The organism is Streptomyces pilosus, from assembly GCF_014649835.1.
In the GTDB taxonomy this organism is placed as follows: domain Bacteria; phylum Actinomycetota; class Actinomycetes; order Streptomycetales; family Streptomycetaceae; genus Streptomyces; species Streptomyces pilosus.
Genome location: NZ_BMTU01000001.1, coordinates 954,127 through 970,820, shown reverse-complemented (window position 1 = coordinate 970,820; position 16,694 = coordinate 954,127). Strand labels below are relative to the sequence as shown.

13 protein-coding genes are annotated in these 16,694 nt (G+C 75.0%); 1 reads left to right on the top strand and 12 read right to left on the bottom strand.

Annotated features, from left to right (window positions below; all coding sequences use genetic code 11):
- Positions 1 to 27: 27 nt before the first annotated feature.
- From IE118_RS04345 to IE118_RS04305, 9 genes are all read right to left on the bottom strand, one after another.
- Positions 28 to 1,554, bottom strand: a complete 1,527-nt coding sequence (locus IE118_RS04345) for a PP2C family protein-serine/threonine phosphatase (protein WP_189555878.1) — start codon at positions 1,552 to 1,554, stop codon at positions 28 to 30.
- A gap of 3 nt (positions 1,555 to 1,557) precedes the next feature.
- Entirely contained in the window at positions 1,558 to 4,119 is a 2,562-nt protein-coding gene (locus tag IE118_RS04340) for a serine/threonine-protein kinase (protein WP_189555877.1), read from the bottom strand.
- Positions 4,120 to 4,141: 22 nt separating this feature from the next.
- On the bottom strand, positions 4,142 to 5,476 hold the full coding sequence (locus tag IE118_RS04335; RefSeq protein ID WP_189555876.1) for a hypothetical protein: 1,335 nt from the start codon (positions 5,474 to 5,476) through the stop codon (positions 4,142 to 4,144).
- 78 nt (positions 5,477 to 5,554) lie between these two features.
- Positions 5,555 to 6,598, bottom strand: coding sequence for a glutamate ABC transporter substrate-binding protein (locus IE118_RS04330; RefSeq protein WP_189555875.1), 1,044 nt, complete (start codon positions 6,596 to 6,598; stop codon positions 5,555 to 5,557).
- A gap of 53 nt (positions 6,599 to 6,651) precedes the next feature.
- Positions 6,652 to 8,094, bottom strand: a complete 1,443-nt coding sequence (locus IE118_RS04325) for a GlnX family signal transduction membrane protein (protein WP_189555874.1) — start codon at positions 8,092 to 8,094, stop codon at positions 6,652 to 6,654.
- A 240-nt stretch (positions 8,095 to 8,334) separates the two neighbouring features.
- A complete protein-coding gene (locus tag IE118_RS04320; protein ID WP_189555873.1) occupies positions 8,335 to 9,306 on the bottom strand; it encodes an N-acetylglucosamine kinase in 972 nt (323 codons plus the stop codon).
- Positions 9,297 to 10,562 (bottom strand): 6-phospho-beta-glucosidase, encoded by a 1,266-nt coding sequence (locus IE118_RS04315; protein WP_189555872.1) that lies wholly within the window; start codon positions 10,560 to 10,562, stop codon positions 9,297 to 9,299. The genes IE118_RS04320 and IE118_RS04315 overlap by 10 nt, the downstream gene beginning before the upstream one ends.
- 88 nt (positions 10,563 to 10,650) lie before the next feature.
- Positions 10,651 to 11,868 (bottom strand): ROK family transcriptional regulator, encoded by a 1,218-nt coding sequence (locus tag IE118_RS04310; protein ID WP_189555871.1) that lies wholly within the window; start codon positions 11,866 to 11,868, stop codon positions 10,651 to 10,653.
- 217 nt (positions 11,869 to 12,085) lie between these two features.
- A complete protein-coding gene (locus IE118_RS04305) occupies positions 12,086 to 13,171 on the bottom strand; it encodes a mechanosensitive ion channel family protein (RefSeq protein WP_189555870.1) in 1,086 nt (361 codons plus the stop codon).
- Positions 13,172 to 13,485: 314 nt separating this feature from the next.
- On the opposite strand from IE118_RS04305, the gene IE118_RS04300 reads away from it, so the two are divergent.
- Positions 13,486 to 14,022, top strand: a complete 537-nt coding sequence (locus IE118_RS04300; protein WP_189555869.1) for an HNH endonuclease — start codon at positions 13,486 to 13,488, stop codon at positions 14,020 to 14,022.
- 64 nt (positions 14,023 to 14,086) lie between these two features.
- Here the strand turns inward: IE118_RS04300 and IE118_RS04295 are convergent, their stop codons facing one another.
- Genes IE118_RS04295 through IE118_RS04285 form a run of 3 tightly spaced genes read right to left on the bottom strand, consistent with a single transcriptional unit; the run spans position 14,087 to position 16,682 of the window.
- Positions 14,087 to 15,457 (bottom strand): FtsX-like permease family protein, encoded by a 1,371-nt coding sequence (locus tag IE118_RS04295; protein WP_189555868.1) that lies wholly within the window; start codon positions 15,455 to 15,457, stop codon positions 14,087 to 14,089.
- The gene (locus IE118_RS04290) at positions 15,454 to 16,152 is read right to left on the bottom strand and encodes an ABC transporter ATP-binding protein (RefSeq protein ID WP_189555867.1); all 699 of its coding nucleotides are present in this window, start codon (positions 16,150 to 16,152) and stop codon (positions 15,454 to 15,456) included. The genes IE118_RS04295 and IE118_RS04290 overlap by 4 nt, the downstream gene beginning before the upstream one ends.
- Entirely contained in the window at positions 16,149 to 16,682 is a 534-nt protein-coding gene (locus IE118_RS04285; protein WP_189555866.1) for a PadR family transcriptional regulator, read from the bottom strand. The genes IE118_RS04290 and IE118_RS04285 overlap by 4 nt, the downstream gene beginning before the upstream one ends.
- Positions 16,683 to 16,694 lie beyond the last annotated feature (12 nt).

The following is a 16,694-nucleotide window of genomic DNA, read 5'->3' as shown; positions in this document are numbered from 1 at the left end:
CCCGCAAGGGGCTCCCCTCACGCGGCCTCAGGCCGATCCTGCCCCCTGGGGGACGGCCGGGAACGGTACGAGGGCCACTGTTACGTTGTCGTGGCCACCGCCGTCGAGGGCGTGACCGACCAGGACCCGCGCGCTGTGCAGCGGGCGCACGGCGGCGTCGGCGGGCACGACCTGGGCCATCTCGTCGGCCGACTCCGCGTAGTTCCACAGGCCGTCCGTGCAGACCACGATCACCCCGGGCCGGTCCGGCTTGAAGGACGCGGTGTGCGGTTCCAGCTCGTAGGCGTCGGCGCCGAGCCAGCCGGTGATCGCGTGGGCGCGGTGGTCGGCGTACGCCTCGGCCTCGCCCATCAGGCCCGCGGCGACCATCTGGGCGGCCCACGAGTCGTCCTCGGTGAGCCGGGCCGCCGGCGCGGAGCGGTCGACCGGTACCCAGTAGGCGCGGCTGTCGCCGACCCAGCCGACGACCAGCAGGCCCGCCGCCACCACCGTGCCGACGATCGTGCACGCCGGGGCGTTCTGGTGCGGGGCGTTCTCGCGGTCGGCCGGGGCCGGCTCGTCGGCCAGCGCGTTGACCGCGTCGGAGGCGGCGATGATCGCGTCGTGCATCGCCTGCTGCGGGTGGGTGCCCCGCGGCAGGGCCGCCAGCAGCGACTCGGTCGCCGCGCGGGAGGCGGCCATGGAGGCCTCGTCGGGGCGGGTCGCCGAGGAGACGCCGTCACAGACGATCGCCACGGAGACGGGGGAGCCGTCCGGCAGCGTCGCGGTGCCGATGCCGAAGGCGTCCTCGTTGCGGTGGTGGCGCAGGCCGCGGTCGCTGACCGCGGCCAGGGGGCCGCATTCCTGTTCCATGTGGTCCCGTTCGCGCGGCTGGGCGTGGCCGCAGTTCTCGCAGTAGCCGTCTTCGTCCACCCTGCCCGCACGGCACGCCACGCACACCGTGCCACCGGCGGCCGTCTGCCGGTCCGGTCCGGAGGTCACCCGCGGGTCGGGCGCCTGGAGCGGGTACTCCTCGGGCTGCGCCGGATCGTGGCCGCCGCCGGGACGCCCCTCGGGGCCGGGCGCCGGGGACGCGTCCGGCTCCGCGCGGCGGTCGAAACGCACACCGGACGACGGCGCCGGGGGCGCGGACGGCGGGGGCGGAGGCGGCGCCGCGGGGGGCCCGGCGGCCGGCGGAGCCGCGGGTGGGACCGGGGCGTCGGGCTGAGCCGCGGGTGCGGCCGGGGCGGCCGGCCCGCCGGACAGCGGCGATCCGTCCGAGTTCGTCCCGGGCACGTCCGTCGGCTGATGGGTCGGCGGCCCGTCGACGGAGCCGTCCGGCCCGGGCGCGGGCCAGGCCGGGGCCGCGGGCGGCGCCGACGGCGTCCGGGGACGTTCCGCCGACGCCTGGGGCGGCACCGAACCGTTGAGGGCGATCGTCGGCTCGTCGTGCGGCCGTGCGGGCACCACCGACAGGTCGTATCCGCACGCACCGCAGAAACGATCACCCGATTCGAGGGGTTCCTCGCAGCTCGGGCACTTCGACAGAGCGGCCTGCTGAGGCATCTGCGACATCAACTACACCCATGTCCGGGGGCGGTAACGATTGGCACGTTCCACCAGGTCGATCCTCTCCTCGCCGCTGCGCGCCAGCCGGGCCAGCGTGCGGTACGAACGCTCCAGGCCGAAGCGCAGGCCCCGCTCGTCCAGGCCGCTGCCGAGCAGCGTCCGTCCCCCGGCGGCGGGAGGGGCGGAACCCTGGCCCCCGGAGAGTACCCAGTCCAGCCCGCAGCCGAGGACCTCGGCCGACAACAGCTCGCGCCGTGCCGGATCCAGACCGTACGCCTCCAGGGCCTCGACCTGGCCCGCGGCGGCGGCCAGGTCGTCCAGGAACGGTACGTCACCGGGCACCGCCGCACGCCCCCGCAGCCGGGCCCGCACGGCCGCCACCCGGGCGGCCGTGTAGTGGATGGAGGACTCCGGCACCGACTCCAGCGTCCGTACGGCGCCGACGCGGTCCCCGGCCGCCAGCCGCACCCGGGCCAGCCCGAACGCGGCACTCACGAAGCTCGGGTCGGTCGACCACACCAGGCGGTAGTACTCGGCCGCGTTGTCCAACTGGCCCAGCACCTCCGCGCACAGGCCGAGCGCCAGCTTCGGGGCGATCTCACCCGGAAAGGCGTCGTAGATCGCGTCGAAGGCGAGCGCGGCGCCCTCGTGGTCGCCGGTCACCAGCGCGGCCACGCCCCGGTACCAGACCACCCGCCAGTCGTCGGGGTCCCGCTCCTCCAGCGCGCGCAGCGCCTCCAGCGCGACGGACCGCTCGCCGGTCTCCAGCCGGGCCCGGATCTCGCGCAGCCTGGTCTCCGCCGACGGGGCGGGCGCGGCGGCCAGCGCGTTGATCAGCTCACCCGGAGCGGACGTCAGCAGACCCGCGAGGAAGCCCGCGTTGGGGTCGGCGGGATGCACGTGCGGCACCGGGAGGGCGAGGGCCGCGCGGGCACAGTCGACGGGCCTGACGACGGCCGCGGGGGCCGTGGCGGGGACGGGAGCGGCCGGGGCGCCGCCCGCCGCGGCGAGGGCCTGCCGCTCCCTGCGCGGGCGCGGCACCCTGGCACCCAGGCGGGACACGTCCCCGTTCAGGGCCGGGAACAACTCCGCGTCCGTCACCCGCAGTTCCGGTCCGAACAGCGTGGAGAGCGCGGGGCGGGCCCGGCCCGACTGGAGTGAGACGACCTCCCGCAGCACACCCGTCAGCTGCTCGGTCATCTCCTGCGCCGAGGCGAACCTGCGCGCCGGATCCGGGTCGGTGGCGCGCACCAGCAGCCGGTAGAACGACTCGTACCGGCGGAAGACCTCGATGTTGTCCGGGTCCGGCAGCGAGTCCACGAACACGTTCGTGTACCCCTGGAAGTCGAACGTGAGGACGGCGAGCGTACGGGCCACCGTGTACAGGTCGGACGCCACCGACGGGCCCGCCTCGGCGACTTCGGGCGCCTGGTAGCCGATCGTGCCGTAGATGGCCGACTCGTCGTCGTCCATCCGGCGCACCGCGCCCATGTCGATCAGCTTCAGCTGGTCCTCGGTCTGGATGGCGTTGTCGACCTTGAAGTCGCAGTAGAGCAGGTTCCGGCTGTGCAGGTGGCCGAGCGCCTCGAGCGCCTCGATGCCGTACGCGCACGCCTGCTCCACCGGCAGCGGGTCACGCCTGCCCTCCGGTGTGCGGCGGGCGTTGGCGATCTCCTTCAGCGACTTGCCGCCCAGGTACTCCATCACGATGTAGCCGTCGAGGGAGCCGGTGCGCTGGTCCAGGTGCTCCACGAAGTTGTAGATCCGCACGATGTTGGCGTGCTCGATCTCCGCGAGGAAGCGCCGCTCGGAGATCGCCGCCGCCATGGCGTCCTGGTCACCGGTGTCCAGCAGGCCCTTGAGGACCACCCAGCGGTCCGACACCGCCCGGTCCACGGCGAGGTAGATCCAGCCCAGGCCGCCGTGCGCCAGGCAGCCGACCACCTCGTACTGCCCGTGCACCACGTCCCCGGAGCGCAGCTTCGGCACGAACGAGTAGGGGTGACCGCACTTGGTGCAGAACCCCTCCGTCCGGCCCGGTCTGCCGTTGCGGGCCCGGCCGACCGCCGCCCCGCAGTCCGAACGCGAGCAGAACCGCTTCCGCTCGGGCACCTCCGGCTCGTCCAGCACCATCCCGCGCGGATCGGGGCGCGGGATCGGCGGCACCTGGACAAGACCGGCACCCAGGCGGCCCCGGGTGGAGGAGCCGGCGCCCGTGCCGGAACTGCGTACCGACACCGAACGGCCCGAGGCCCGGCCCGACACCGAACGGGAGAGCCGCCCGGAGACCGAGCGCCGGGACCTCGACGACTGCGACGAGGTGCGCGAGCTGCGGCCGCTGCCAGCGGACCGTCCGCTGCCCGCCGAGCCGCGCGAGTCACGGCCGCCCACCGTGACGCCGGTCGGGGGCGAGGCGACCAGACCCGTCGGTGACACCACCGGGGCGAGGCCGCAGGTGTCGCAGTACAGCTCGCCGCCGCCCACGTCCTCGTAGGTGCCCCCGCACTCGGGGCGCTGGCAGGCCTGTGCGGCCCGGCCCGTCCCGGGCTCCCGCCGCTCCGGCTCGGTCATGACCCCGCCTCCCCCTGCTCGCTCATGCGCCCGGCCCCCTCCGGTCCTCGGGCCCGCCCTGGTCCGGCACCCGGGGGGTGCCGCCGAGCAGTTCCGCGGCCGCCTGCTGGTAGCGCAGCACCGCCTGCTCGGCGGCGCGCAGGTCGCAGGGCGCGCTCCACAGCATGCGGCGCGCCTTCTCGTACCGCTCCACCAGCAGGGAGTCCTCCGCGAGACCGTACCGGGCCACCTTCGCCTTGTACGCGTCCAGCCGGCCGCGCAGCTCCGCGCGGACCGCCAGCGGTGCCGTCACCGCCGTCAACGACTCCCGGGCGCGCAGCAGTTCGTCCTCCGCCTTCTGCTCGAGCGACTCCAGCAGCGGGGACAGGCGGTGCCACTGGGCGTGCCGGCGGTACTCGGCGGCCGTCGACAGCTGCTCCTGGAGCGCCGTCGGCGGCCCGCTCACCACCGGCACCTCCGTCGCCGCGATCTTCGCCAGCACCTCGCCGCGCGCGGTGCGCGCCTCGGCGAGCGTGCGGTCGGCGCGGGACAGCACGTCACGCAGCCGCACGATGCGCTTCTCCGCGTCCTGCCGGACCGTCAGCACCGCGTCGATCTCGCGGCGCACGTCCTCCAGGGCGCGCGCCTCGCGGTCGTAGACCGTGGTGTCGGGCCTGCCGCCGCCCGGCGCCGAACTGCCCTCCGCCGGCTTCCAGAACGCCAGCGGGTCGGACACCACCTGCTCGCGCAGCTTCGTCAGGGTGCGGGTGATGCGCTCCAGGTCGTCGCCCGCAGGATGCTCGCCGGGGCGCACCCCGACCGAGTGCGCGAGCCTGCTCGTGCGGTGGAGTTCGGCGGCCAGTAGATCGATCCGGGCGGGCAGCGCCGACCAGACCGCGTCCGCGGCCACCACCATGTCCAGCGAGGTCGCGTACAGCTCGTTCATGCGGTCGACGAGGCCCGCGAGGGAGTAGCGCTCGCTGAGCCTGCCGGGGGCGCCGTGGGCCGGGGGCGCGCCCGATGCCGCCGACGCGCCGCCCGCCAGCGTCACCGGCTCGCCGCGCAGCAGCTCCGTCAGCTCCGCCAGGTCCTCGCGGCTGGACCAGCGGCGGCGGGAGCGGATGTCCCGGGCGGTGCGCAGCACGTCCGTGTACGCGTCGAAGCAGGTCCACAGCAGCGTGATCGACGCCTCCGTGGTCGTCCAGCGCTCGGCGGTGAGCCCGGTGAGCTGCGCGCCCTCCAGCAGTCTCCGGCCCGCGTGGTCCTGCAGGGCGAGGAGTGAGGTCTCGATCGCCTCGTGCTCCGCGCCGAGCCGCGCCAGCGCACGGTCCACCTCGTCCCGGTCCAGCACCGGCCCGGTGGGATCCGTGTCGGCCATCGATCACCTCTCGCTGGGAAGTCGTCGCGGGTGTGGTTGGGGTGAGGTCGGGGTGGGGTGGCGGGTGGCGCGGTGGGGTCAGCTCGTGCGCAGGTACTGGGGGGCCGGGGGCTTCGACGCGGCGGAGTCGCGGCCCAGTGTGGCCGACAGCCAGCTCGCGTACGAGGACTCCCAGCCGCCCGCGGTGTCCCCCCGGAAGTCCACCAGGATGCGGTTGACCCGGCGGACCAGGTCGTCCGCGTCCTTCTTCATCGCCACGCCGTAGTACTCGGTCGTGAAGGCCGCGCCCTTGAGTTCCACCGTCGGGTCCTGCGCGGCCTGGCTGGCCGCGAGCGCCCCGTCCGTGACGACGGCGTCCACCTCGCCGAGCTGCAGACGCACCAGGCAGTCCAGCTGGTTGGGGACCGTCGTGCCGATGTCGGCCGACTCCGGGAGCCGGCCCGTCTTCCGGTCCGCCTCCAGCGTCGAGTACGCCGTGGAGCCCGCCGCCGTGCATATCTCCCGGTCCGCCAGGCTCGCGTCGTACCCGGTGACCGGCGAGGACTTCGGGGCCAGGACCTGCTGGCCCGTCTTGAAGTACGGCGCGGAGAACGCCACGTCCCGGATGCGCGCGCAGTTGATCGTCATCGTGCGGACGACCATGTCGACGCGGCCGGCCTGGATCGCCGGGATGCGCTGGTCGGTCGGGATGGCCTTGAACTGCACCGCGTCGCGGTCGCCGAGTATGTCCTCGGCGATGCGGTGCACCAGGTCGATGTCGAAGCCCTCGAGCCTGCCGCTCTCCCCGCTGTTGGGGTCCCGGTAGCCCCAGCGGTAGCTGTTCTGGTCCACGCCGACGATCAGCTTGCGCTTCTCGCCCCGGCGGCTCTTGATCGCCGCGATGGTGGGGCCGTCGGCGGCGGAGGGGGCCAGCGTCTGCTTCTCCGGGGCCGTGCACTCCTCGTCGGCCTGTGCCCGTTCGGCGTGGGAGACGGACTCACCGGTGGTCTTCGCCGGGCTGCGGCCCTGGGAGCCGGTGCAGGTCAGGACGAGGGCGAAGACCAGGGCCAGGACGCAGGCCGTCGCCATCGCGCCCACCCCGCCCCAGCCCTTGGGGCGGGTCCGCGGGTGCGGTGCGGTCATCCTCGTCGCCTCCTCCGGCCCGAACGCCCCCTGCGGGTCCGGCACGCGCGTGTTCATCGGTACTCCGAGAGCCTGCGGCCGATGCCCAGGACCGCGCCGGCCGCACCCAGCACCGCGCAGGCCGCCGCGCCGAGCGGCAGACCCGTCAGCGCGTCCCTGCCGTCGCCCGCCGCCTGCCTGAACTCCGTCTCCTCGTGCGCCAGCGCCGCGGCCAGGTTCCGGTCGACGCTGTCGAAGCACTCGCCCGTCGCGCCCTCGGCGCCGATCACCATGTCCAGCGCCTGCTGGTAGTTGCCGTTCTCGTCCTGCTCGCGCGCGGCCGCGTGACGCTTCTTCCACTCGGTCATGTCGCTCACCGCCGAGGAGACCGGTTTGGTGCCCCTGTCGTCGTCCGCGAGCCGTTCGGCGCGGGCCAGGCCCTTGGCGAGGGTGTCCATGTCGCGCCCGAAGTCGTGGTCGTAGGCGTCGAAGGTCTCCTCGCCCACCTTCGTCGTCTCCGCGCCGCGCGCCACCAGGGTGAGGTTCTCGTTGCCCCGCGCCTTCAGGGAGGCGATGCGGGCGTCGTGCAGGACGTCGAGCGAGCGGACGCCGTGGTCGTAGGAGTCGTGCAGGCCGGAGCGGGCCAGGGTGTGGCCGGCCGTCAGCCAGAGCAGCACCACGGCGGCGGTCACCGTCGCCGCGACGAGGCCGTGGTTGAAGACGCGGTGGGTGTGCAGGTAGGTGCGGCGCTGGGCCCAGCCGAGGGCGGCGAGCGCGAGGACGCCGAGGGCGATCGCGGCCCAGGGGTACGGGGTCGCGTCCGCGTAGTCGGAGCGCAGGCGCCGGCTCTCCGTGGTGTACAGCTCCTCGGCCGCCGGGAGCATCTCCTTCTGCATCTTCTCGTTCGCGTACCGCAGGTAGGCGCCGCCCACGGGGTAGCCCTGGCGGTTGTACGTGCGGGCGCGTTCCACCAGGCCCTTGTACTCGGGGAGCAGGCGGTTGAGTTCGGCGATCGTCTCCGCGGAGGACGAGCCGGGTTCCGAGTTGGCCGCGGCGTTGACGAGCTTGCCGGCGGCGGTGCGGATGTCCTTCTCGTAGCGGTCCCGCGAGGCCGCGGTCTCCTGGCCGCCGGCCAGGAAGCCGCTGGACGCCGCGGTGTTCGCGTCCGCGAGGGAGCGGTAGATGTCGGCGGCGTCGGAGGTGAGGGGCTGGCTGCCGGTGAGGACGTCGTCGGCGGCCGCGGCGCGGTCGGTCATCTGCCATGCCGTCACCGCGCCGAACGCGAGGACGAGGGCGGCCAGGACCGCGCCGATGACGCGGAGACGGCCGGGCTCCGTGGTGGCGGCCCTGCGGAGGCGGTCCACGCCCTCGGCGAAGGCGGTCCGGCGGACGGCGGGGGGCGGGGGCGCCCCGGGGGTGGACGCGGCGGTGGGGGCGGGGCGGTGCCGGGGCGGTGCCGCCGGCGGCGCGGGCGCGGCATGGCCCGGTGGCGCCGGGCTGTGCGGCGTGTGTGTCACGTGACCTCCCCCATGGTCATTCCTCCGGGCAAGTATCGCCGCCGGGGCCGACATGTGCACCGGCCTTGGCACGATCTTGATCCGATTGCGGCCCGATTGCCGGGAATTCCGCCCCTCGCCGTCCCCAGCCCCGCCCGGGAATTCCGCCCCTCGCCGTCCCCAGCCCCGCCGAGGAACACGCCCGGGAGTCCGGTTCGGTTCCGGTCACGCCCGCGGCGCCGGGCGGGGGCTCGGCCCCCGCTACGACGCGTAGTGCCCGCGCAGGCGCGCGTGCGCGGAGGCCGGGGCGGGCAGGGCGTCCAGCCCCAGCAGCCCCGCCCCGAGCACGGGCCGCACCGTGACCACCCGGGGCACCGCCTTCGGTGCGCGTTCGGCGAGGAGGGCGTGGACACGGTCGTCCAGCAGGGGGTGCCGTGCCGCCAGGACACTTCCGCCCAGCACCACGGGCGTCTCCTCGTCCAGCAGGGACAGCCGGGTCAGCGCGACCACCGCCATCGTGACGATCTCCTCCGCCTGCCGCGCCACGATCGCCCGCGCGACCCCGTCGCCTCCCGCCGCCGTCGCGAACAGCACCGGGGTCAACTCGTGCCGGCGCGCCCGCGGTACGTGCCCCAGGTGCAGTGCCTCGATCAGCCCGGCCATGCCGGACAGCCCGAAGTGCGCAGGCAGCGTGTCCGCCAGGGCGGTCGGCCCGCCGCGTCCGTCCGACGCGCGGGCCGCGTGCCACAGCGCCTCCTCCGCCAGCGCCCAGCCCCCGCCCCAGTCACCGGAGACGCGCCCGATCGCCGGGAAGCGCGCGGTGCGCCCGTCGGGGCGCATGCCGACGCAGTTGATGCCCGCGCCGCAGACGACGGCGACCCCCCGCGGCTCATCGACCCCCGCGCGCAGGACCGCGAAGGTGTCGTTGCGCACCGCGACGGTCCCGCCCCAGCCGCACGCGGCCAGCGCCGCGGTCAGCTGTTCCTCCTCGACGGGCAGGTCGGCGTTGGCCAGGCAGGCCGAGACGCGCAGGACACCCGTGGCGCCCGCGTCGGCGAGGGCCCGGCCGACGGTGCCGGTGAGGGTGCCCATCGCGGTGTCCAGACCCACCGCCGGGGGGCGGAAGCCCTCGCCGCGGGCCGCCGCCAGCACCGCCCCGTCGGACCCGATCACCGCGACGTCCGTCTTGCTGTTGCCGGCGTCGATGGCGAGGACGCCCGCGGTCAGGCCCACGTGAGGTACTCCCGGTTGTGGGCGACGAGTTCGTCGGTGAGCCGGTCGGCGTACGCGTACTGGCCGATCAGGGGATGGGCGAGCAGGGCGCGGAACACGCGGTCCCGGGAGCCGTGCAGGGCCGCCTCCAGGGCCAGGTCCTCGTAGGCGGTGACGCCGGCCATCAGGCCCGCGAAGAGGGGGTCGACCGGGGGGACGGGCAGCGGGCTCGCGCCCTTCGGGCCCACCGCCGCCTGGACCTCGATGACGGCGTCGTCGGGGAGGAAGGGGAGCGTGCCGTTGTTGGCGGTGTTGACCACCTGGTGCGGGGAGCCGGCGCCCCGGAGCAGGGCCGCGGCCAGGTCCACCGCGGCCTCCGAGTAGAAGGCGCCGCCGCGCCGGGAGAGCAGGGCGGGCTTCTCGTCGAGGCCGGGGTCGGCGTACAGGGCCAGGAGGCGGCGTTCCATGTCGGCCACCTCGGCGGCCCGGGAGGGCTTGGTGCGCTGTTCCCGTACGACCTCGTCGTGCGCGTAGAAGTAGCGCAGGTAGTAGGACGGAACCACGCCCAGGCGGTCCAGCAGGGGGCGGGGGAGGCGCAGGTCGGCGGCGATCGTGTCACCGTGGGCGGCGAGGAGGGCGGGGAGGACGTCCTCGCCGTCCGGGCCGCCCCGGCGCACCGCCGTCTCCCAGGTGAGGTGGTTGAGCCCCACGTGGTCCAGGTGGACGCCGGCCGGGTCGGTGTCCAGCAGCGCCGCGAACTTCCGCTGGAGGCCGATGGCCACGTTGCACAGGCCCAGGGCCTTGTGGCCGGCTCGGAGCAGGGCCCGGGTGACGATGCCCACCGGATTGGTGAAGTCGATGATCCAGGCGTCCGGGTTGGCCCGGCGGACGCGGTCGGCGATGCCGAGGACGACCGGGACGGTGCGCAGCGCCTTGGCCAGACCGCCCGCGCCGGTGGTCTCCTGGCCCACGCAGCCGCACTCCAGGGGCCAGGTCTCGTCCTGCTGCCGGGCCGCCTGACCGCCCACCCTGAGCTGGAGGAGGACCGCGTCCGCGCCGTCCACCGCCGCGTCCAGGTCGGCGGTCGTGGTGACCGTCCCGGGGTGGCCCTGGCGGGCGAGGATGCGGCGGGACAGGGCGCCGATCAGGTCGAGGCGGTCCGTCGCCGGGTCGGTGAGGACCAGCTCGGTCAGGGGGAGGGTGTCCCTCAGGCGGGCGAAGCCGTCGACGAGTTCGGGGGTGTAGGTCGAGCCTCCGCCGACCACGGTGAGTTTCATGTGCTGTCTGCTGTCCCTTCACATCGGTGAGCGGGCTGGCCTCGGCGGACGCGTGCGGCGCGGACGACACCGTCACGGGGACGCCGTTTCAGCGGGAGGTGTCGAAGACCTCGTCACGGGTGGCCGCCAGCGCGCTCTCCAGCGCGCCGCGCAGCACGGGGTGTTCACGGACGTCGCCCAGGACGAGCCGGGGGCGGGGGGCGGCCAGTTCCTCCAGTTCGGCCTGGACCAGGGCGCGCAGCACCTCGCCGCCCGAGGTGAGGCCGGTGCCGCTCAGGACGACGAGTTCGGGGTCGAGGACGGAGACCAGGGAGGCGAGGCCGGTGGCCAGGCGGGTGGCGTAGGCCCGCAGGAGGCGGTGCTCGGGTCCGTCGCCGGGCGGGGACGCGGCGGCGCGCGCGAGGAGGGCGGCCGCCTGCTCGGTGTACGGGCCCGGCGGGATGTCCTGGACGCCCAGTTCGCGGGCGAGCACGGGCACGGCCTGGGCGCCGGCCAGCTCCTGGAAGCCGCCGCTGTTGGCCCTGCCGACCTGGCGGACCAGCGGTGTGCCGGGCACCGGCAGGAAGCCGACCTCGCCCGCGCCGCCGGTCCAGCCCCGGTGCAGCCGGCCGCCGAGCACCAGGGCGGCGCCCAGGCCCTCCTCGTTCCACAGCAGGACGAAGTCGGTGTGGTCGCGGGCCGCGCCGCGCCGCTGCTCGGCCAGGGCGACCAGGTTGACGTCGTTCTCGTAGGCGAACGGCATCGGCAGCGCGGCGGCCAGTTCGTCGAGGAGGGCCGGGGAGTGCCAGCCGGGGAGGTGGGAGGCGTAGCGCAGGCGTCCGGTGTTCGGGTCGAAGGCGCCCGGTGTCCCGATGACGAGGTGGTGGATGTCGGAGCGGCACAGCCCCGCCGCCTTCACCGCGCCGTCCAGGGCGTCGGTGACCTGCTGGACGGCGGGTGCGGGGGAGCGGCGGCCCGGGGTGGGCAGCTCGTACCGGCCGACCGTGCGGCCGGTGAGGTCGGCGACGGCGGCGCGGATCCGCCGGGGGGAGACGTCCAGTCCCGCCGCGTGGGCGGCGGCCGGGTTGACCTCGTACAGCTGGGCGCCGGGGCCGGGGCGGCCCTCGGTGGTGCCGGTGGCGAGGACCAGCCCGGCCGCCTCCAGGCGGGCCAGGAGCTGGGAGGCGGTCGGCTTGGACAGGCCGGTGAGCCGGCCGATCCGGGAGCGGGACAGCGGGCCGTGCTCCAGCAGCAGGTCCAGGGCGGTGCGGTCGTTCATGGCGCGCAGCACGCGCGGGGTGCCCGGCGGACCGGCGGTTCCTGCCATGGGGTGCGACACCTGCCCTTCCTCGGCTCCAGCCTCTCAGCGGCCGGCGCGGGACGTCCATCCCGGCCGCGGCGCCCGCCCGGCACTGTTAGGAAAGTTTCCTGTTGGGCCAGGTGAACGTATGTCCGTGCGGAGGGGGCGTCAAGGGGAGACGCGGAAAGGGACGCGTGAGGGCGGCACCCGGGACGCCCGGGTGCCGCCCTCACGGTGGCCGCGCCTACTTGGTGATGTTCGGCGGGGGCAGCGGGGACGCCGCCATCGACTGCGGTGAGACGGTGCTCGCGTAGGCGGACGGGGCCGCGACGCCGGCCGTCGGATCGGCGGGCGGCGCGTCCTCCAGGGCCGTGGCGCCGCCGACGATGCGGATGCCGTTCGCGTCGAAGGCGCGCTTGATGCGCCAGCGCAGCTCCCGCTCCACGGTCAGCGACTTGCCCGGCATGGTCTTCGCCGAGACACGGACCACCATGGAGTCCAGCAGCACCGAGTCCAGGCCGAGCACCTCGACCGGGCTCCACAGGAGCTCGTTCCAGGGCTCCTCCTTGCTCGTCCGCTCGGCGACCTCGGTCAGCGTGGCCTTCACCCGGTCCAGGTCCTCGTCGGAGCGGACCGTCACGTCCACGTTGGCGGTCGCCCAGCCCTGGGACAGGTTGCCGATGCGCTTGACCTCGCCGTTGCGGACGTACCAGATCTCCCCGTTGTCGCCGCGCAGCTTGGTCACCCGCAGCCCGACCTCGATCACCTCGCCGGACGCCACGCCCGCGTCGACACTGTCGCCGACGCCGTACTGGTCCTCCAGGATCATGAAGACGCCGGAGAGGAAGTCCGTCACCAGGTTGCGCGCGCCGAAACCGATGGCCACACCCGCGACACCGGCCGAGGCGAGCAGCGGAGCCAGGTTGATCTGGAAGGTGCCGAGGACCATCAGCGCGGCGGTCCCCAGGATGAGGAACGACGCCACCGAGCGCAGGACCGAGCCGATGGCCTGCGAGCGCTGCCGGCGCCGCTCGGCGTTGACCAGCAGACCGCCGAGCGCCGTGCCGTCCACCGCCTGGCCGGTGCGGGACATGCGGTCGACCAGCTTCGTGATCGCCCGCCGCACCACCACTCTCAGGACCACCGCGATCACCACGATCAGCAGCACCCTGAGGCCGATCGCCAGCCACGTCGACCAGTTCTCCTCGACCCAGCCGGCGGCGTTGGTGGCGCTCTCGTGGGCGTCTTTGAGCGAGGGCACCACGGGGGTCCCGGACTCCGAGGGCGTCGGCGACGGATCGGCGGCCGACAGGACGGCGGACAAGGACACGACAGGTACCTCCAGGAGCACGATCTGCCCCCGCCGCGGCGGTCAAGTCCGGCAAGGTCACGATCGGGTCACCGGACGGGCAGAACCACCACACTAACGGGGCATTGTGAAGGGATCGGCTCGCTCCGGGAAGAAGAGACCGTGCTCACCCGTGCTTGAACAGGCCATGATCCTGGGGATGCATCGGGATGTGGTCGAAAACACTCCCAGCCCGTTACCGGGACATGGTGGCGCTTCCACCAGGCATGAGGAGAAACTGACTACGGATCGTCCCGGCGCGAGCCACGCGCCGCCGGCGTACAAGGAGGCCGTCCGTGCCGCATGTCCTGGTCCTCAACGCGTCGTACGAGCCACTCGGCGTCGTACCGCTCCGCCGCGCGCTCGTGCTCGTCCTCGAGAACAAGGCAGTCTGCCTCGAGGAGACCGGCGCCCATCTGCACAGCGCGACCGTCACCGTCCCCGCACCCAGCGTGGTCCGGCTCAAGCGTTTCGTGCGGGTCCCCTACCGGGGGCCCGTTCCCCTCACCCGCCGGGCGCTGTTCGCCCGTGACGGGGGCCGGTGCATGTACTGCGGTGGCGTCGCAACCAGCGTCGACCACGTGATCCCGCGCAGCCGAGGGGGCAAGCACGTCTGGGACAACGTCGTCGCGTCCTGCCGCCGCTGCAACCACGTCAAGGCCGACCGGCACCTGATCGAGCTGGGCTGGCGCCTGCGCCACAAACCCGCCCCGCCCACCGGTCTGGCCTGGCGCATCATCGGCACCGGCCACCGCGACCCGCGCTGGCTGCCGTACCTCCAGCCGTACGGGGCGGCGGACGCGATGGCCCGCATCGACGGCCTCTCCGCCTGACCCCCCCCCCGCGGGCGCCGGCGGCCCGGCGGGGAGCGGGCCGGCGGTGTCCCCGTGGGCCGGTTCAGGTGTGGCGCAGTTCCGACGGGCGGACCGTGCGCCGCAGCAGGGGCAGGGCGGTGGCCGAGGCCAGGAGGCAGGCGGCGTAGACCGTGAGCGGGACCAGCAGGGCGGACCACGGCAGGGCGCCGGACGCGGTGAGCGAGGAGTATCCGGCCCCGATCGCCAGTCCGCCGACGCCCGCCACCAGCAGGGCCGGTGCCAGCGGCAGGGCGGTCTCCAGCAGCAGCGCCCGGACGAGCACCGCCCGCGGCACGCCCGCCGCCACCTGCGCGGCCAGCCCGCTGCGGCGGACGGCGAGCGACTCGGCCGTGCCGACGGCGAGCGCGGACAGGGTGATCAGCAGACCCACCGCGATCGCCGCGCCGGTGAGGTCCAGCCCGGTGGTGTAGTACGAGACGCTCTCCGCGAGCCGGTGCCGGTCCTCGCGCAGCGCCTCCGTCACGATGTGCCGCACGCTCACGAACCCGGTGCCCGCGACCGTCACCAGCAGCACCGCCGCGTGCGTGCGGGCCGCCGCCCACGGGTCGTCGCGCAGCCGTTCCGCCGCGATCAGCGTCGCCGCCGAGCGGGCCCGCACCGCCAGCGTCCGCCCCACGAGGCGGCAGGCGGCCCCGGACAGCCACACCGAGCCCGCGCCGACCGCGAGCAGCGCGCCGAAGACCGTCATCGGCGTCCGCCACAGCGACGGGCCGCGCGGCGTGCCCGAGGCGGTGACCGCCGCCAGCAGGGCCACCCCCGCCACCAGCAGCAGCGCCGCCAGGAACAGCCGCCCCGGCCCGCGCCCCGGACGTGCCGGACCGACGCGGCGCACCCACCCCAGCGGCGACGCCACCACCCGGCGCAGCGCCAGCGCGCCCGCCGCCGCGCCCAGCACCGGCACGGCGAGCGCGATCAGGGCGAGCACCACCCAGGTGAGCGCCGGAGGCCGCTCCCACGCCCCCACCAGGACCGGCACCGTGACCGCCGTCGCGACCGCCGACCCGAGCAGACAGGCGAGCCCGGTCTCCAGCGCCGCGATCCGCCGCACCTGCCCCGGGGTCGCCCCCGCCAGCCGCAGCCCGGCCAGCCGCCGGTCGCGGTGCACGGCCCCGATCCGGGCGCACTGCCCGAGGAAGCCGAGCACCGGGACGAGGAGCAGCAGCAGGGCGAGGATCACCCCGGCGCGCGTACCGGGCTCGCCGAGCAGCCCCCCGGCGAGGGAATCGGAGTGGTGGCCGCCGCGCAGCGAGGCCAGCGCACCGGCCGCCAGCGCGAACCCGGTGGCGAGCGCCGCCCCGGTCGCGGTGAGCCCGGTCCGCCACCACTCGCGCCGGCCGGCACCCCGGGTGAGCTGCCACGCCAGCCGCAGGTCGGAGAGGAGGGACGCCGTCATGCCGCCGCCCCCTGCGGCGCCGCGACCCCGTCGCACAGCCGCACCTCACGGTCGGCGTACGCGGCCACCTGCGCGTCGTGCGTGATCAGCAGCACCGCCGTGCCGGTCTCGCGGACCGTGTGCACCAGGGCCGTCATCACCTGCTCGCCCGCCAGCGAGTCCAGCGCCCCCGTCGGCTCGTCCGCGAACACCACCCGGGGCCCGGTGACCAGCGCGCGGGCCAGCGCCACCCGCTGCGCCTGCCCTCCGCTCAGCTCCCCCGGCCGTGAGTCCTCCTGCCCGCGCACCCCGAACCGCTCCAGCCACTCCCCGGCCGTCGCCCGCGCCTCCGCGCGGCCGGCCCCCGCCAGCATCAGCGGCAGCGCCACGTTGTCCGCCGCGGTCAGCTCCGGAATCAGCTGGCCGAACTGGAACACCACCCCGAACTCGGTGCGGCGCAGCTCACTCAGCCGTTTCTCGGGCAGTTCCTCCAGCCGCCGACCGGCGTACGTCACGGAGCCGGCGTCCGGGCGGGTGATGCCGGAGAGGCAGTGCGCCAGCGTCGACTTGCCGCTCCCGCTGGGGCCCGTCACCGCGAGGATCTCGCCCGCGTCCAGGGTGACGGTGGCGCCCCGCAGCGCCTCGGTCCTGCCGTGCGCCTTGACCAGACGGCGGCCCGTGAGCAGCCCTCCCGCCGTGTTGTCCCCGTGGTTCATGCCGTGTCGACCTCCGCGGTCAGGGTGGTGAGCCGGGCCGCCGTGGTCGTCATCCACCGCAGGTCGGCGTCCAGGTGGTTGAGGGCGAAGTCGGCCGAGAGCACGGTCGCCAGGTCGGCGCCCCCCGCCGTCTTCACCGCGGTGAGCTCCCGCATCCGGTCCATGTGGGCGGCGCGCTGGGCGCGCAGGTACCCGGCGGGGTCACCGTCGGACAGGATCGACACCACGACCTTGGCGAAGATCTCGTTCGTCACGAACGGCGCGGGCGGGGCGATCTCCCCGGCCCACCGGGACAGTTCCCGCACACCCTCGTCCGTGGCGCGGTAGACGGTCCGCTCCGGGCCGCCGTCCGAGTCGGTGCCCTCGACCTCGGCGAGACCGTCCCGGACCAGCCGCTGCAGCGTCGTGTAGACCTGCCCGTAGGCCAGCGGACGGGCCTGCGGGAAGCGTGCGTCGTGGCGTCGCTTGAGGTCGTAGCCGTGGCTCGGCCCCGAGGCGAGCAGGCCCAGCAGGATGTGACGGGTGCTCATGGACATCAGTAT

What these genes read in the sequence shown, in the direction of transcription:
- IE118_RS04340 (WP_189555877.1), bottom strand. Translation starts at nt 4,119, where the DNA reads ATGACCGAGCCGGAGCGGCGGGAGCCCGGGACGGGCCGGGCCGCACAG.
- IE118_RS04285 (WP_189555866.1), bottom strand. Translation starts at nt 16,682, where the DNA reads ATGAGCACCCGTCACATCCTGCTGGGCCTGCTCGCCTCGGGGCCGAGC.
- IE118_RS04330 (WP_189555875.1), bottom strand. Translation starts at nt 6,598, where the DNA reads ATGACCGCACCGCACCCGCGGACCCGCCCCAAGGGCTGGGGCGGGGTG.
- IE118_RS04335 (WP_189555876.1), bottom strand. Translation starts at nt 5,476, where the DNA reads ATGGCCGACACGGATCCCACCGGGCCGGTGCTGGACCGGGACGAGGTG.
- IE118_RS04295 (WP_189555868.1), bottom strand. Translation starts at nt 15,457, where the DNA reads ATGACGGCGTCCCTCCTCTCCGACCTGCGGCTGGCGTGGCAGCTCACC.
- IE118_RS04290 (WP_189555867.1), bottom strand. Translation starts at nt 16,152, where the DNA reads ATGAACCACGGGGACAACACGGCGGGAGGGCTGCTCACGGGCCGCCGT.
- IE118_RS04315 (WP_189555872.1), bottom strand. Translation starts at nt 10,562, where the DNA reads ATGAAACTCACCGTGGTCGGCGGAGGCTCGACCTACACCCCCGAACTC.
- IE118_RS04345 (WP_189555878.1), bottom strand. Translation starts at nt 1,554, where the DNA reads ATGTCGCAGATGCCTCAGCAGGCCGCTCTGTCGAAGTGCCCGAGCTGC.
- IE118_RS04310 (WP_189555871.1), bottom strand. Translation starts at nt 11,868, where the DNA reads ATGGCAGGAACCGCCGGTCCGCCGGGCACCCCGCGCGTGCTGCGCGCC.